Here is a 15297-nt window from a genome sequence, read left to right on the forward strand (position 1 = left end):
ATCCATCCATGCGCGCCAGTGTCATCGGCTCCGGCTCCTTCGGTACCGCCCTCGCCAACGTGCTCGCCGTCAATTGCGAGCAGGTGGGCCTGTGGGGCCGGGACGCCGCCCTCGCCGACGCCATCAATACCCGCCACGAGAACTCCGGCTACCTCCCCGGCATCCCCATCTCCTCGCGCGTCCGGGCCACCACCCGCCTCGAGGAGGCGTTGGAGGGCGCGGAGTTGGTCGTGCTGGCCACCCCCAGCCATGCCACGCGCGAGGTCGTCTCCCATGCGCTGCCCCACCTGCCCAAGCACGCGCCCATCGTCACCGTGGCCAAGGGAATCGAAAACGAGACGCTCCTCACCATGACGGAGCTGCTCGAGGACTGCCTGCCCGAGGAGCACCACCCCTACATCGCCGTGCTCTCCGGCCCCAGCTTCGCCAAGGAGCTGGCGCAGCGCATGCCCACCGTCGTCACCATCGCCTCGCACTGGGAGAAGGTGGCCGTGCGCTGCCAGAAGGCGCTGCAGACGGAGACGTTCCGCTCCTACACCTCCAATGACGTGGTGGGGGTGCAGTACGGCGGGGCGCTGAAGAACGTCATCGCCATCGCCGCCGGCATCGCGGATGGGCTGGGCATGGGCAACAACGCCCGCGCGGCCATCATCACCCGGGGCCTCGCGGAGATTACGCGCCTGGCGGTGCGCAAGGGCGGCAACCCGCTCACGCTCTCGGGGCTGTCCGGCATGGGGGACCTGGTGCTCACCTGCACGGGCGAGCTCAGCCGCAACCGGCACGTGGGCATGGAGCTGGGCCGTGGCCGCGCGCTCCAGGAGATTCTGGGGGACATGAAGCAGGTGGCCGAGGGCGTGAAGACGGCGAAGAGCGCGCGCGACCTGTCGCGCAAGGTGGGGGTGGAGCTGCCCATCTGCGATCAGGTGTACGCCATCGCCTACGAGGGCAAGAGTGCCCGCGCGGCGGTGGTGGAGCTGATGACGCGCCAGCCCAAGTCCGAGCTGGTGTGAAGCGGCGGGGGTGAAGCTCGGAGACGCTCAGTACGCGCGGCCGCCGACGCCCTTCACGCGCCACACGGTCTGGCGCTGGGTGGTGGTGTGCGAGATGAGCACGCCATCCTGCTGCATCTGGTCCAACAGCCGGACCAGCTTGCTGCGGTCCAGGCCGGTGGCCGTCGCGAGGGCGGGAGTCTCCAGGCCCGCCGGGTAGCGGCGCAGCTCGTCGACGATGAGCTTCTTGAACTCGGCCTTCACGGCGCCATCCATGTCCTGGGCCTTGGAGGCCTGGAGGATGGCAACGGTGATGAGCCCCAGCACCACCACGGCGAGGGCCGGGTAGACGATGTGGCTGTTGCGCTCGAGCAGCTCGAAGTAGTTCGGGTCGACCGACGAGGCGGGCTTTTCGGGGCCCGACTCCATGCCGGGGATGGGGAGCTGCGCCAGCAGGGACAGGGAAATGAGGGAGGGCGGCATGAGCAAGGCACCGGGACTGTAGAAGGCCCCGGTGCCCGCCCGCAACCCCATGCCCCCGGGGCCTACGCCGCCCCGAGGTTGTGCGTGGGCTCCTCTTCGGCCTCGAGCGGCTCCTCGAGGGCCGTTTCGGGAGCCCCGGACACGTGCGCGTCGAGCCCGTAGGTGTGCGACGCGTCCTCGGTGACGACGCCGAGGTTGCGCGAGGCGCCCTCGGCGAAGAGGGTGGTGTCCGCCTTGGCCAGCAGGGCGCCCAGGCCCTCGCGGCTCGCGGCGCTGATGGCCACGCCGCCCTGGGTGCGCAGCAGCGAGCCCACCTCTTCCTGGGTGAGCAGGTCCGCCTTGTTCCACACCATGAGGCGCGGCTTCTGCATCAGCTCCAGCGAGTCGAGGATGTTCTCGACGGCCTGCACCTGCTCCTCGCGGGAGGGATCGCTCGCGTCCACCACGTGCAGCAGCAGGTCCGCGTCGTACAGCTCCTCCAGCGTGGCGCGGAAGGCGGCCACCAGGTCCTTGGGCAGGTCCCGGATGAAACCCACCGTGTCGGTGATGATGACCTCGCGCTCCTGGGGGAAGCGCAGCCGGCGGCTGGTGGGGTCCAACGTGGCGAACAGCTTGTTCTCCGCGAGCACCTCGGAGCCGGTGATGGCGTTGAGGAGCGTGGACTTGCCCGCGTTGGTGTAGCCCACGATGGAGATGACGGGCAGCTCGCGCCGGTTGCGCTGCGCCCGGCGGACCTCGCGCTCCCGCGAGAGCGCGTCGATGCGCTTCTCCAGGTGGTTGATGCGATCGCGCGCGCGGCGGCGGTCGATCTCGAGCTTCGTCTCACCGGGGCCTCGCCCGCCGATGCCACCGGCCAGCCGGCTCAGGGAGGTGTCGCTCTGCACCAGGCGGGGCAGGCGGTACTTGAGCTGGGCCAGCTCGACCTGGAGCTTGCCCTCGGCGCTCTGCGCCCGCTGGGCGAAGATGTCGAGGATGAGCTGGCTGCGGTCGATGACCTTGAGGTTGGTGGCCTCGCTGATGTGGCGGCCCTGGGAGGGGGTGAGGTCCTTGTCGAAGATGAGGACGTCCGCCATGGCCTGCATGGAGCGCAGGTTGAGGTCCTCCAGCTTGCCGCGGCCGATGAGGTAGCGAGGGTCGGCCTCGCGGCGCATCTGCAGCACGCTGTCGATGACCTCGACGCCCGCGGTGCGCGCGAGCTCCTTGAGCTCGGCGAGGCTGGCCTCGGCGTGGGCGCGGTTGCCGTCCAGGCACACGGCCACGAGGATGGCCTTGTCGCGGCCCGAGACGGTGCGCGCGGCGGCCTTGCGGTTGAGCTCCTCCTCGAGCGCCTCGAGGGTGTCGAGCAGGTCGGGCTGGCCGTCGTGGACGTCGGGCAGGGTGGAGACCTGCCAGAAGTTGCCGGTGCCGTTCTCGGGCACCAGGTGCGCGTAGTGCAGCACGCCGGGCAGCCCGCTCTCGCCCACGCCCACCGCGGCGACCATGTCCAGGCGCAGCAGCGCCAGGTCCGTCAGGTCGTCCTTGGTGAGCGGCTCGCTCTTGAGGTGGGTGTGCACCAGGCGCAGACCACGCAGACGCACCTGGCCGGCGCGGGCGCGGCCGATGTCCGGCAGCTCCAGCTTGTGGGCGTTGCCGACCACCACGTACTCGATTTCACCCTTGCGGTTGAGCAGGACGCCGACCTGGCGGTTGGTTTCCCGGGACAACTCGGTGAGGTGACGGGCGAGCTCGGGGGAGACGATCTCATGTGGCGAGACGCGGCGGCGGTACGTGTTGCGCAACCGGCTCTGCTCGCTTGCCTTGAGTCCGAGGGTGTTTCCGTAGATTTCCTTCAAAAGTGTCCTTCTCCCGCGCGGAGGGAAGGGCGCCCGCGCCACGCCGTCGACCTGTCCCTTGTCACTTCTTGAGGATAGGTGCCCTCGGGCCCGGATTCACCTCCGGGGTTGCCGAATGCCCGACCTCGTACAACACGCACTCACGGCGAGTCCTTCCAGGGCTCGACGAAGTTCTGGTGTCCCTCCTGACACCTTGGATGGCGTAACTTGGTTCTGTGAGCACTTCAGGACGAGACGCGGTGCGCGCTGCTCGGCGCGTGGTGGTGAAGATTGGGACCAATGCCCTCACGAATGCCACGGGGCGCTTCAACCGGGCCCACTTCGAGGCGTTGGGCGAGGACTTGCTCTGGGCGGCCCAGGGCCGGGAGCTGGTGGTGGTGTCCAGCGGGGCCATCGCCCTCGGCGTCGAGCGGCTGGGGCTGCCCGCGCGTCCCAAGGACATTCCCGGCAAGCAGGCCTGCGCGGCGGTGGGCCAGAGCCGGCTGATGCAGGCGTACGAGGAGGCCTTCGGCAAGGCGGACCGGCGGGTGGCCCAGGTGCTCCTCACCCATGGCGACGTGCAGGACCGGCGGCGCTACCTCAACGTGAAGCATGCGCTGGAGCGCCTCATCGCGGCCAACGTGGTGCCCGTCATCAACGAGAACGACACCGTCTCCGTGGACGAGCTCAAGTTCGGTGACAACGACACCCTGGCCGGCCTGGTGGCGGGCGTGGTGGAGGCGGATGTGCTCGTCGTCCTCTCCGACGTGGAGGGCCTCTTCACCGCCGACCCGCGCAAGGACCCGGACGCCCGGCTGCTCCCCCAGGTGGATGCCGTCACCCCCGAGCTGCTCGCCCTGGCCGGGGGCTCCGGCTCCCTGGTGGGCACGGGCGGCATGGCCACCAAGATTCGCGCCGCAGCCCGCGTCACCGAGCTGGGCGTCCGCTGCCTCATCACCTCGGGGGCCGTGCCCGGCCGCCTGCGCTCCGTGCTGTCCGGCGAGCCCGTGGGTACCCTCTTCGACACCTTGGGCTCCCGGCGCAGCGCCCGCATGGCGTGGATCGCCCACGCGCTCAAGTCCCGGGGCAAGCTCGTCGTGGACGCGGGGGCGCGCGAGGCCGTCGTCGCCGGCAAGCGCAGCCTGCTGCCCTCGGGCATTCGAGGGGTGGAGGGGGACTTCGGCCGGGGAGACCCGGTGGATCTCGTCGACGAGCAGGGACAGGTGTTCGCCCGCGGGCTCAGCGCCTACGACGATGGCGAGCTGCGGCGCATCGCGGGGCTCAAGAGCGCCGACATCGAGTCCGTGCTCGGCTACCGGTACCTCGACGAGGCCGTACACCGCGATGACCTGGCGGTGCTGTAAGGCCCCGGAGGGGAGGGGCTCAGATGGGGCGGCCGGAGCCACCCACCGCGGGGTCCGCGGTCAGGTCCATCAGCGCGCGGAACTCGGGCGAGTCCACCTTCATGAGCAGCAGCGAGACCTCAAGGTCGCCCGGGTAGCGGCCCAGCTGCACCCGGCGCTCCTGGCCGTGCAGCAGCGCCAGCTGCGAGTGCCCCTTGATCTCCGGCAGCATCAAGTCCAGCTCCAGGCGGAACGTCTCGCCCTCGGCGGTGGGCGTGAGCACCAGCCGGTAGTCCGGCTCGCTCGCCCCCGGCTTGCGCCGCTCGGCGCGCACGGTGCGGCCCGTCTCCCCGAGCAGCTTGGGCTGGGCCACCAGCCGGCCCTCGCGCCGCACCTCCAGCGCGAAGTAGAGCGGCTCGGCCTCCGCCTGTGTAGGCACCGCGGCGACACAGGCCAGTCCCACCAGCGCCAGCCCGAGCCATGCCTTCTTGATGAGGGTGGAGCGCGTCATGTGGGTCCTCGCAGTGCATGCGGCCAGACGAGCCCGCCCGATCAGGCATGTACGCCGTCGATTCCTAGGAATATCCCAGTTGCGCCCCGTTCGCGAGCCCAGCCCCCTCGAACGCTCGCCCGCCAACCCTCGGGTCGGTTCCGCTCACCCATGGACACACCTGGACGTGCGTTCAGCAAAAAGCTGTTCAGGTACTGTTCCTGCGGGTAGATCCACGCCCCTCCGGAGCGTGAGCGGACATCCGTCCGCCGACATGGCTCCCTGCCTTGACCCGGCCTGACGCTTTTGCGCATTGTCGAAAACCTTCCGATGGACCGTACCGAACGCCTCCTCGATCTCGTCGCGCTGTTCCTGGATGCTCGGGAACCGATCTCCTGGGCGGAGCTGCGTGAGCACTTCCCCGCCGACTACATGGGCATTTCCGATGATGCCGCCGAACGCAAGTTCGAGCGCGACAAGGCGGAACTGCTGGAGCTGGGCTTCCCCCTCACCTACATCCAGGGAGACGACGAGCGGAAGGACGGCTACGTCGTCGACCGGGATGCCTACTACCTGCCCGAGGTGGACCTCACCAAGGAGGAGCTGGCCGTCCTCTACGCCGCGGGCAGCGCCGCGTTGACGTCCGGAGCCTTCCCCGGCCGCGACGACTTGTCGCACGCGCTGCGGAAGATCGGCTTCTTCGCGGGCCATGCGCTGCCCACCCCGCGCGTGCGCATGGAGCTGGGCACGGAGCAGGATGGTCCGCAGCTCGCCGCGCACCTGGAGGCGCTCTGGGACGCGTGCGCCTCGCACAAGTGGGTGCAGATGTCCTATGCGTCGCCCAAGCGGCCGGACCTCACGGAGCGCAAGGTGGACCCGTACGGGCTGGTGCTGCGTCGGGGCATCTGGACGCTGGTGGGCTACTGCCACCTGCGCCAGGGGGTGCGCACCTTCCACGTGCACCGCATCCGCTCGCTCAAGGCGAACACCGCCCGGCCGCGCACCCCGGACTTCGAGGTGCCCGAGGGCTTCGCCTTCGACAACCACGTCGCCAGCTACCCCTGGCAGCACCGCTTCCACGAGCCGCAGAGCGCGCGCCTGCGGCTCACCGGCGAGCTGCTGGCCCGCGGGGCCTCGCTCTTCCCGGGCGCCACCGTGGCCCCGGCCGAGGACGGCGAGGGCGTGCTCGTGGAGCTGCCGGTGACGTTCATGGACGGGCTGCTGCGCTTCTGCCTGCAGCTCGGGCCGGACTGCCGCGTGGAGGCTCCCGAGGACGCCCGGCAGCGGGCGCGGGAGATGGCCGCGCGGATTCTCGAGAAGCACTCGCCCCGTGAGGAGGTGGCGGCATGAGCGTCCACGAGCGTCTGCGCCGTCTGCTGTTCCTCGTTCCCTTCGTGTCCTCGCGCCCCGGCATCTCCGTGGAGGAGCTGGCGCGCGCCCTCAACGTCAGCCGGGAGCACCTGCTGGAGGACCTGGACTTGCTCACCTGCGTGGGCCGGCCCCCCTTCAACCCGGACGACTACATCGACATCTACGTCGAGAACGACCGCGTCTACGTGGACCTCGACCAGCGCCTGTCCGCGCCGCCGCGGCTGACGGTGGGCGAGGCCTCGGCCCTGGCCGCCTCGGCGGAGCTGCTGCGCCCGGCGGCGGGTGATGCCCTGCGCAGCGCGGTGGAGAAGCTGGAGGGCGTGCTGCCTCCGGGCGCCGGCGAGCGCTTCCGCGAGATGTACCGGAAGATCGACGCCGCGGTGGAGGCCCCGGAGGCGCTGGGGCCACTCACCCGGGCCATCCACGAGCGGCGCGAGGTGACCTTCGACTACGCCACCCCGGGCCGGGGCGCCCCCGAGTCGCGCCGGGTGCGGCCGCACGAGCTGCTCAGCCACCGGGGCCAGTGGTACCTCCAGGCGTGGGACCTCAACCGCCAGGACGACCGGCTCTTCCGGGTGGACCGGATGCAGGCCCTGGCCGTCACCGACACCGCCTTCCAGCCCCGGGAGGACGCCCGGGCCGAGGTGCCCAACCCGGTCCGGACCAACGCGGCCGTCCGGGTGCGCTTCTCCAAGCTGGTGGCCCCGTACGTCCGCGAGCGCTTCGGCGAGGACGCTCGCCTGCTCGCCGATGGAGGCGTGGAGGTGAGGGTGGCGGGTGACAACGAGCGCTGGTTGACGCAGTGGGTGCTATCGTTCGGCGGCGAGGCCGAGGTGCTCGAGCCCGCTTCGGCCCGTGCGGCCGTGGCCCGTGCGGCGAAGGCCGTGCTAGGAGTCTGAGGTTTTCATGAGCTTTCAGCTGACGATCGCCGAGGGCAAGGAGGCCGGGAAGGAGTTCGAGTTCGAGCAGGACTCCGTTCTCATCGGCCGCGTCACCGAGTGTGACGTCGTCCTGTACGACGCGGGCATCTCCCGCCGCCACTGCCGCATCTTCGCCGAGGGAGGCCAGTACTTCGTCGAGGACCTGGGCAGCTCCAACGGCACGCAGGTGAATGGCAAGCTGGTGAAGGAGAAGCAGGCACTGACGGAGGGCGATCAGCTGTCGCTCGGGCCGGTGGTGTTCGTCTTCCGGCCGGTGGCGGGTGACATTCCCACGGATGCGGGCGGCGTGAGCGCGGACAGCACGCGCATCGTGTCCGTGGACACGGTGTCGCGCCAGCGCAACCGCGGCGCGGCCCTGGCCCCCGAGGGCGCCAACGAGGAGGAGCTCGAGGAGGCGCGGCTCAACACCACGCGCCCCATCCAGGCGCTGCGCTCCTCCACCCGTCCCGGGACGCAGCCCGCGCTGCCGCCGGGTGGCGTCTCCCCGCGCACGTCCACCCGCGCCAATGCTCCGGCGGCCGGGCCCGGCGCCCTGGCCCGTGCCCAGGAGTCCGCCCCCGCGGCTCCGTCCCGGCGTCCCACGAGCAACGCGGTGGCGCGTTCGGCTCCGGGGGCCCAGGGGGGAGGACTGTCCGCCGCGGAGCGCGCCCGCATCCGGCGTGAGTCTCCCGGCCTGGTGGCCCAGGCCCGGCTCTTCTGGGCCGATGCGAGCCCCGCCGTGCGCAACGGCCTCATCGGCCTGGGTGTGCTGTCCGTGCTGGGCATCGTGGCCGTGGTGTACTGGCTGGTGCTCGGCAGCGAGACGAAGGTGGCGCGCGGCCCCGAGCCCATGGCCATCAGCGGCACGCCCATCGACGACTCGTTCGGTCTGGGCGAGGGCGTCATGTGGGAGAACGCGGACCAGAAGATCTTCGAGTGGGAGTACACCGCCGCCACCCGGGCCCTGGCCATCGTGCACTTCCAGTCCCAGGGCATCTCCGAGGGTGAGGTGGTGGTGACGATCAACGGCGTGGACCTGGGCAAGGTGCCTCCGGACACGCTGGCCAGCCAGGATCGCATCCTGGAGATCATGATCCCCTCGCAGCTGCTCAAGAAGGGCGAGGTCAACCGCATCACCTTCGACAACACGAAGAACCCGCCCGGCGAGGACGAGTGGCGCATCTGGAACATCTGGCTGGAGAAGGTGCTCCTGCCGGAGATTCCGCCCGAGCAGCTCGTCGAGGAGGCGCGCAAGGCGTACACGCGCGCCCGCAAGAACATGGACAACAAGGAGGTGGGTGCGCGCAACCGCTACGAGGCGTGGAAGTCCTTCCGCGAGGCGTGGCTGCTGCTGGAGGCCCACCCCGAGCCCAAGCCGGACCTCTATTACGAGGCGCGCGAGCGCGTGAAGGACACGCAGACGGAGCTGGACCGCGTCTGCGCCAAGCTGATGCTGGAGGTGGAGGGGTACGTCAACCAGAACAACTGGCAGGCGGCCTCGGCCACGCTGGACCACACGCGCGAGTACTTCCCGGGTGAGTTCGATCAGCGCTGCGCCCGCATGGCGGAGATCAAGCGCGCCGACCTGGGGCTGTAGCCGCTCCTCGTCGCCGCACAGTGTCCGGCGGAGGACGTCCGGGCCTCTGGGGGACTTGCCCCGGAGGCCGGGCGTGGTGGTTGCCGGATGGCCGTGTCATTCCCACCCTTGCTCCACCATGCGTGAGCAGGAGGTGGGAATCAGCATCGAGGCGGAAGAGACGAGCGGGGAATCATCCAGGCGGGAGGTTGGCTGCCCACCTGCCCATGAGCCGGTGTGGAGCCCCCATGTGTCCTCCGCGCTGCTCGCCCGGTACTACCTGCCACGCTCGCACTCGGTGCTCCGGGGCAATGGCTGCCAACTGCTGCGCGACGGGGTGGAGGCCTACCCGGCGATGCTCTCGGCCATCCGGGGAGCGCGCCGCTATATCCACCTCGAGACGTACATGTTCATCTCCGATGCGGTGGGTGAGCTGTTCGGCGAGGCGCTGGCGGAGGCGGCCGGGCGCGGCGTGCACGTGAAGGTGCTCTACGACGCGCTGGGCTCCTGGACGAGCCGGCGCGGCTTCTTCGAGGCCCTGCGCGCGCGTGGGGTGGACATCCGCCCCTTCAAGCCCTTCACCAGCCTCGGCCGCGGCCTGCGCCACCTGCTGCGGCGCGATCACCGGAAGATTCTCGCGGTGGATGGCGAGGTGGCCTTCATCGGCGGGGTGAACATCTCCGCGCACTGGGCGCCCGAGGGCGAGGGCGGAGCCTGGCGTGACGACGTGCTGCGCGTGGAAGGGCCGGCGGTGTACGAGCTGGAGCGCCGCTTCGTGGCCACCTGGCGCATGGCCTTCCAGGACCGGTTCCGCTCCTGGCGTGAGACGCGCCGGAGCCGGCGGGCGGCCGGGTTGCGCAGGCGCGGAGAGGTGAGCCTGGCGGTGCTCTCCAGCCGCCGCAGCATCCACCGTGCCTACCTGCATGCCATCTCCCGCGCGCGGCGCAGCGTGCTGGTGGCGGCCGCCTACTTCATTCCGGACCGGAAGCTGGTGGCCGTGCTGCGCGAGGCCGCCCAGCGCGGTGTGGAGGTGAGCCTGCTGCTCAACGCGAAGAGCGATCACCCCTGGCTGGTGCACGCCACGCGCGCCTTCTACGAGAAGCTGCTCACCGCGGGCGTCCGCATCTTCGAGTGGGAGCGCTGCGTGCTCCACGCGAAGACGGCCGTGGTGGACGGGGTGTGGGGCACCATCGGCTCCTTCAACCTCGAGCGGCGCTCGCTGCTCTTCAACCACGAGGTGAATGCCGTCTTCGCGGATCCGCTGCTGGGGCGCAGCCTGGAGGAGTCCTTCCGCGGCGACTGCCAGAGCTGCCGCGAGGTGGACCTGGACGAGTTCCGCCGCCGGCCCCTGTGGCAGAAGCTGTTCGAGCGGGTGCTGTACGCCTTCCGCAAGGTGCTCTGAAAGGTGCGCTGAGGCGGGCCGCTAGCGCGCCTCTTCCTCCCCCGTCCTGTCCAGCCACAGCTCCTCGTAGCGCACCTGCGGAGGCGTCTGGTGCAGGCGCAGCCCCTGCACCCGGCCGCTCGTCGCCGCGTGGACGCGGGGGTGGAAGAGGGGGATGACGGGGCAGTCCTCGTGGGCGAGCTTCTCCGCGCGCCGGTAGAGCTGCTTGCGCCGCTCGGGGTCGATGGTGACGCGCGCCTCGGCCGTGAGCTGATCCAGCTCCTCGTTGCGGTAGCCCAGCACGTACAGCTTCTGCGCCTGCGAGTTGAGCAGGAAGTGGAGGAAGTTGTCCGGGTCCGGGAAGTCGGAGATCCAGTGCAACCGGAAGAAGGGCAGCCGCCCCTCGCGCCGCCGCGCCGAGTACTCCTCCGGGCCCTCCTTGACGTGCTCGAGCTCCACCAGCCCCGCCTCCACCAGGGGACGGAAGAGCAGGGCGTCCTCGGCCGACGTGTCCCGCTCCACCGTCTGGTACAGCATCACGCGCAACCGCCGCACCCCGGCCTCGCGCAACAGCCGCTCGGCCAGGTCCAGGTCCAGGCGTGGCTCGGGCAGCAGGCCCCCTTCCCCCAGCAGCTCGGGCGGCGTCAGCGTGCTCGCCAGCCGCGCCCCCTTGTAGAAGTGGTCCACCAGCGCCTGGACATCCAAGCCGGCCCGGAGCGCCTTGCGGACCCGCACGTCGCTGTACATCGGGTCGCGCACGCCGAAGCCGATCAGCGACGTGGAGGGGGTGATGCCCGTCGCGATCTGCCAGCCCTCCTGCTCGGGCTCCTTCACCTGCGTGGCATGCAGATAGGAGACGAACTCCACTGCTCCCTCGCGCAGCGCGGCGATGGTCTCCTCGCGTGAGTCCATCAGGTGGAACTCGAGCCGGTCCAGCAACGGCTGCCCCTGGCGCCAGTAGGTGGGGTTGCGCTCGAGCACGATGCGCTCCTTGCCGAAGTCCACCTGCCGGAAGGGGCCCGTGCCCAACGCCTTGTTGCCCGCGTCCATCCGGGTCACTCCCGTGGAGGACTGTGCCAGCAGTTGGAGGAAGAAGGCCTTGGGCTCCTCCAGCCGGATCTCCAGCGTCTGCTCGTTCAGCACCTCGATGCCCGTCACCTCACGCGCCTGGCCCGCTGCGAAGGCCTTCGCGCCCTCCACGTCCTCCAGCAGTCCCCGGTCCGGCGACTTCTCGGCGGGATTCAGCAGCCGCTCGAAGTGGCGCTTCACGTCGCGCGCCGTCAGGGGCGTGCCGTCATGGAAGGTGACGCCCTGGCGCAGATGGAAGCGGTAGCGGCACGCCGAAGGATCCGTCTCCCAACGCTCGGCCAGGTCCGGCACCAGCACGCCGTCCTCCAGCCGCAACAGGTTGGAGAAGACGCAGGCGCACAGCTCCGCGATCTGGATCTCCACGCTGAAGAGCGGATCCAACCGGCCCACCGCGTTGACCATGGACGTCTGGTGGATGCCCGCGTGCAGCGTGCCGCCCGCCTTCGGCGCCGGGAGGCGGAAGCGGAACACCTCGCCATCCAGGCTGGCCGCCTCGTGCGCCAGCTGCTCCACCTTGCGGCTCAGCCCATCGCCGATACGGATGACCTGGAGCGCGTCCTCGTGCACCCGCGCCACCTCCTCGCCGATGGCCGTGTCCCCGCGCGTCAGCACGTCGTGCGCCGCGCGGATCTCCTCGATGGCCGTGCTCAGCTTCACCACCGCGACGGACAGGTCCCTGCCCGTGCGCGCCTGGCCCTCCGCCTTGTGCGAGGCCTCCTGCGCCAGCTTCGCCATCTGCTGCGTCTGGTGCACCAGCTCGCGCCCGTGTCCCGCCTGCTCCATGGCCGCCCGCGTCACGTCGTCCACGCGCCGCGCCACCCGGTGGCTGGCCTCCACCACCGTCGAGCCCTGCGCCTCCAGCCGCTTCGTCTCGGTCAGCGTGGCCTCCACCGCCGAGAAGGTGCGCTGGGTGATGGTTCGTATCTCCATCAGCGCCTCGGCCGCCCGGTCTCCCAGCTGCACGCCCGCGCTGGCCTGCTCCCGGCCCTCCTTCACCAGCGACACCGTCGTGTCCACCTCGCGGCGGATACCGCCCACCATGGTGGCGATCTCGCGGGTGGAGCGCGCGGTGCGCTCGGCGAGGCTGCGTATCTCATCGGCCACCACGCCGAAGGGCCGGCCCTGCTCACCGGCCTGGGCGGCGATGATGGCCGCGTTGAGCGCCAGCAGGTTCGTCTGGTCCGCGATCTCCTGGATGACGTCGACGATGCGTCCAATCTGCGTGGAGCGCACGCCGAGCGAGTCCACCAGCCCGGCGGCCTTGCGGACCGTCTCCTCCACCCGGTACATGCCCTGGACGCAGTCGTTGACGAGCACCTCGCCGCGCTCGGCGGTGGCCGTCACCGCGTGGGCCAGCTGGTTGGTCTCCGAGGCGCGGTGGCGCACCGCATCGATGCCCGTGTGCACCACCTGCACGAAGGCCTCGGCTTCGCTGGCGAAGCGCGCCAGCTCGTCACCCGAGGAGGCGATGTGGTGTAGCCGCTCGCTCATGGCCTCCACCTGCTGCGTGGTGCGGTGCGAGAAGTCGTCCAAGGCGAGCAGGGCCTCGGCCACCTGCCCGAGCCGCTCCGTCATCTCCATCAGCGAGCCCTTGGTCTCCCGCGTGAAGTTGTCCAGCTGCGCCACGCGCTTGCCCGCCGCCTGGAGGCTCTGGCCCATGCTGGCCGTCGACTCACGTGAGCGCTCCACCGCGCCGCCCTGACGGCGCGCGGCGTCCAGCAGGGCCCGCACCTCCTCGGACACGCCCTGGCAGGTGCGGCGCACGTTGCCCGTCATCCGCTGCACCTGGCTGAGCGCGCGGCGCAGGGAGATGAGCAGCCGGCGCACCTCGCGCTGGTCCCCCATGCTCTCGTGGGCGGGGTGGGTAAGGTCTCCCTCGGCCAGCTGCGAGAGGAAGCGGGTGCGCTCCTGGTCCGGCCGGGCCTCGCCGAGGAACCAGAAGGAGTAGCGCGTCACCCCCAGCAACACCGGGGTACCCACCAGCAGCACGGACCACCCGGCTCCGTTGTTGGGGTGGCCGGTGACGAGGTACAGCAGTGCGCCGAGGGCGAGGGCGAAGGGCAGCCCTCCGAGGATCGCGAACGCGAGGAGGTTCTTGGGAGGGGGCATGGCGAAAAGGGCGGCTCACACGCTATCCCGCTCCCGCCAGCGGTCTCAAATCGTGAGGGGAGGGGAGGAGCCAGTCCCTCGTTCAGTCGGTGTGTGCGGCGGTGGCCGGTGTGCCTGCTTGCAGTGCGTCACGCAAGGGGACGAGCCGGGTCTGGGAGAGGTCCACGGACGTGACGAAGTCGTCACCCGGGGCGCGCTTGCGCAGCTCCGCCAGCTGTGCGCGCAGCTGGCCCTGGCGCTTGTCCTTGCGGGGATGCTCGGTGGACAGCCCCTTGTCTGGCAGCTTCGACAGGAAGGCCACGTACTCCTCGGGCGCGTAGCCGGCGGCCGCCATCAGCTCCACGGCCTCGGCGTCGGCGGCGTACTCGTCCTGCTCGCCGAAGCCCTTCTCCGTGAGGCGGGCGATGAAGCCGTTGGTGAAGGCCTGGAGGGCCTCCTTGCCCCACTTGTCGATGCTCACCTGGCCGGCGGCCTGCTTGAACAGGGTGCGCAGCTCGCCCGCGGGCAGCAGCTGCCCGAGCCCTCCGACCGCGGAATCCAGCTGCTTCGCCGTGCTGGAGGCGGCGTTCGCCAGCGGCTTCGACTTCTCGGCCTTCACCGCGTCCTCGCACTGGTCCACGAGGTAGCGCTGGTACTCGCGCATCGCGTGCTTGCGGGTGATGTGAGCGATCTCATGCGAGAGCACGCCCGCGAGCTGGGACTCGTTGTCCAGCCGCGCGAGCAGCCCCTCGGAGACGAAGACGTAGCCGCCGGGTCCACTCACCGCGTTGACGCCCTCGGACTGGAGCACGCCGAACGTCCAGGGGAGATCCGGCCGGCTGGACTGGGCCGCGAGGTTCTTGCCGATCTTGTTGAGCTGCACGTGCAGCGCCTGGGCCCGTGGCCGGCGCGTGAGCCCGCCCCCCTGGCTCACCCAGTTGACGCTCACCGCGCCACCGAAGGCGCTCTCCTCCTCGTAGGTGATGGCGCGGGCCTTCAGGGTGTCGCAGTCCTTCTGCATCTCGGTGGCGCGCCGCTCCGCCTCCTCCGAGTCCTTCGCGAACTGCCCCAGCGTGCCACCGGAGTGGCCCAGGGCCTTCCGCACCTCGGCACAGCCCGGGAGGCCGAGCAGCAGGCACGTCACGGCGAGGCTCCACCGGCGCGGGCTCATCACCGGCCCCCCTTCTTCGCCGGACGCGAGGCCGGGGCCGAGCGGCGCGCCACCTCGGGCCGGCCCACCACCTCGGGCAGGCCTCCCGCGCGGGCGTACTCGGACACCTGGGCCGAGTCGATGGAAGCGGCGAGCGACTCGAGCTCGATGAGCTGCTGGACGCTCTCGGGCCGGCTCAGCGTCTTGCCGTACGCGATGGCTCCGGGCCCCAGCGCCTTGACGGCCGCTCCCGAGGAGGCGAACGCCTCGGGGGACAGCGGCTTGCCCGGATTCTTGCTGGTGACCTCCATGGAGGGCGGCGAGACGGAGAGGTTGGCCTGGTAGACGAAGCCCTGGACGGGGCCCTTCTTGTCCACCGGCACCGTCACCTTGCACCAGGGCGTGTTGCCCTGACGGCCGTCGTACGTCACGGCCTTGCCGGGTTGCAGCACCACGAGCGTGTCCGCGGTGGGGCTGTTGGAGGCCTTCAGGTGGGTGTTCTTCGCCTTGATGTACAGCGTGCCCCCGGGCGTCACGGCCAGGGCGGAACCACTGGTGGCCACGCACACCAGCGCCAGCAGCGTGGGAAGTCTCTCGAGGTTCACG

12 protein-coding genes are annotated in these 15297 nt (G+C 70.6%); 6 read left to right on the top strand and 6 right to left on the bottom strand.

What is annotated here, in order from left to right:
* Nucleotides 1-8: 8 nt before the first annotated feature.
* Nucleotides 9-1010, top strand: a complete 1002-nt coding sequence (locus tag NR798_RS09860; protein ID WP_375771194.1) for an NAD(P)H-dependent glycerol-3-phosphate dehydrogenase — start codon at nucleotides 9-11, stop codon at nucleotides 1008-1010.
* A gap of 27 nt (nucleotides 1011-1037) precedes the next feature.
* On the opposite strand, the gene NR798_RS09865 is transcribed toward NR798_RS09860, so the two are convergent.
* Entirely contained in the window at nucleotides 1038-1472 is a 435-nt protein-coding gene (locus tag NR798_RS09865; RefSeq protein ID WP_375771195.1) for a hypothetical protein, read from the bottom strand.
* 62 nt (nucleotides 1473-1534) lie between these two features.
* Nucleotides 1535-3304: a GTPase HflX gene (hflX, locus tag NR798_RS09870; protein WP_375771196.1), complete on the bottom strand. Its 1770-nt coding sequence runs from the start codon at nucleotides 3302-3304 to the stop codon at nucleotides 1535-1537.
* A 239-nt stretch (nucleotides 3305-3543) separates the two neighbouring features.
* On the opposite strand from hflX, the gene proB reads away from it, so the two are divergent.
* On the top strand, nucleotides 3544-4647 hold the full coding sequence (proB, locus tag NR798_RS09875) for a glutamate 5-kinase (protein WP_375771197.1): 1104 nt from the start codon (nucleotides 3544-3546) through the stop codon (nucleotides 4645-4647).
* A gap of 19 nt (nucleotides 4648-4666) precedes the next feature.
* Here proB and NR798_RS09880 read toward each other — a convergent pair whose 3' ends face one another.
* Nucleotides 4667-5137, bottom strand: coding sequence for a hypothetical protein (locus NR798_RS09880; RefSeq protein ID WP_375771198.1), 471 nt, complete (start codon nucleotides 5135-5137; stop codon nucleotides 4667-4669).
* A 309-nt stretch (nucleotides 5138-5446) separates the two neighbouring features.
* Here NR798_RS09880 and NR798_RS09885 point away from each other — a divergent pair, with 309 nt between their 5' ends.
* The 4 genes from NR798_RS09885 to NR798_RS09900 all read left to right on the top strand — a co-directional run bounded on the left by NR798_RS09885 (nucleotide 5447) and on the right by NR798_RS09900 (nucleotide 10385).
* Nucleotides 5447-6466: a helix-turn-helix transcriptional regulator gene (locus NR798_RS09885; protein WP_375771199.1), complete on the top strand. Its 1020-nt coding sequence runs from the start codon at nucleotides 5447-5449 to the stop codon at nucleotides 6464-6466.
* Nucleotides 6463-7386 (top strand): helix-turn-helix transcriptional regulator, encoded by a 924-nt coding sequence (locus NR798_RS09890; RefSeq protein WP_375771200.1) that lies wholly within the window; start codon nucleotides 6463-6465, stop codon nucleotides 7384-7386. Before NR798_RS09885 ends, NR798_RS09890 begins: the two co-directional genes overlap by 4 nt.
* Nucleotides 7387-7393: 7 nt before the next feature.
* Complete coding sequence (locus NR798_RS09895; protein WP_375771201.1) at nucleotides 7394-9004, top strand: FHA domain-containing protein; 1611 nt, start codon at nucleotides 7394-7396, stop codon at nucleotides 9002-9004.
* A gap of 118 nt (nucleotides 9005-9122) precedes the next feature.
* Nucleotides 9123-10385 carry a phosphatidylserine/phosphatidylglycerophosphate/cardiolipin synthase family protein gene (locus NR798_RS09900; RefSeq protein WP_375771202.1) on the top strand — a complete coding sequence of 421 codons (1263 nt, stop codon included), beginning with the start codon at nucleotides 9123-9125 and terminating at the stop codon, nucleotides 10383-10385.
* Between the two features lie 21 nt (nucleotides 10386-10406).
* On the opposite strand, the gene NR798_RS09905 is transcribed toward NR798_RS09900, so the two are convergent.
* The 3 genes from NR798_RS09905 to NR798_RS09915 all read right to left on the bottom strand — a co-directional run bounded on the left by NR798_RS09905 (nucleotide 10407) and on the right by NR798_RS09915 (nucleotide 15296).
* Nucleotides 10407-13562, bottom strand: a complete 3156-nt coding sequence (locus NR798_RS09905) for an ABC transporter substrate-binding protein (RefSeq protein ID WP_375771203.1) — start codon at nucleotides 13560-13562, stop codon at nucleotides 10407-10409.
* Between the two features lie 82 nt (nucleotides 13563-13644).
* The gene (locus NR798_RS09910) at nucleotides 13645-14712 is read right to left on the bottom strand and encodes a M48 family metalloprotease (protein WP_375771204.1); all 1068 of its coding nucleotides are present in this window, start codon (nucleotides 14710-14712) and stop codon (nucleotides 13645-13647) included.
* Nucleotides 14712-15296: an SH3 domain-containing protein gene (locus tag NR798_RS09915; RefSeq protein WP_375771205.1), complete on the bottom strand. Its 585-nt coding sequence runs from the start codon at nucleotides 15294-15296 to the stop codon at nucleotides 14712-14714. The genes NR798_RS09910 and NR798_RS09915 overlap by 1 nt, the downstream gene beginning before the upstream one ends.
* Nucleotide 15297 lies beyond the last annotated feature (1 nt).

Source organism: Archangium gephyra, assembly GCF_042230915.1.
GTDB classification, from domain to species: Bacteria; Myxococcota; Myxococcia; order Myxococcales; family Myxococcaceae; genus Archangium; species Archangium gephyra_B.

What these genes read in the sequence shown, in the direction of transcription:
- NR798_RS09860 (WP_375771194.1), top strand. Translation starts at nt 9, where the DNA reads ATGCGCGCCAGTGTCATCGGCTCCGGCTCCTTCGGTACCGCCCTCGCC.
- NR798_RS09865 (WP_375771195.1), bottom strand. Translation starts at nt 1,472, where the DNA reads ATGCCGCCCTCCCTCATTTCCCTGTCCCTGCTGGCGCAGCTCCCCATC.
- NR798_RS09880 (WP_375771198.1), bottom strand. Translation starts at nt 5,137, where the DNA reads ATGACGCGCTCCACCCTCATCAAGAAGGCATGGCTCGGGCTGGCGCTG.
- NR798_RS09885 (WP_375771199.1), top strand. Translation starts at nt 5,447, where the DNA reads ATGGACCGTACCGAACGCCTCCTCGATCTCGTCGCGCTGTTCCTGGAT.
- NR798_RS09890 (WP_375771200.1), top strand. Translation starts at nt 6,463, where the DNA reads ATGAGCGTCCACGAGCGTCTGCGCCGTCTGCTGTTCCTCGTTCCCTTC.
- NR798_RS09895 (WP_375771201.1), top strand. Translation starts at nt 7,394, where the DNA reads ATGAGCTTTCAGCTGACGATCGCCGAGGGCAAGGAGGCCGGGAAGGAG.
- NR798_RS09900 (WP_375771202.1), top strand. Translation starts at nt 9,123, where the DNA reads ATGCGTGAGCAGGAGGTGGGAATCAGCATCGAGGCGGAAGAGACGAGC.
- NR798_RS09905 (WP_375771203.1), bottom strand. Translation starts at nt 13,562, where the DNA reads ATGCCCCCTCCCAAGAACCTCCTCGCGTTCGCGATCCTCGGAGGGCTG.
- NR798_RS09910 (WP_375771204.1), bottom strand. Translation starts at nt 14,712, where the DNA reads ATGAGCCCGCGCCGGTGGAGCCTCGCCGTGACGTGCCTGCTGCTCGGC.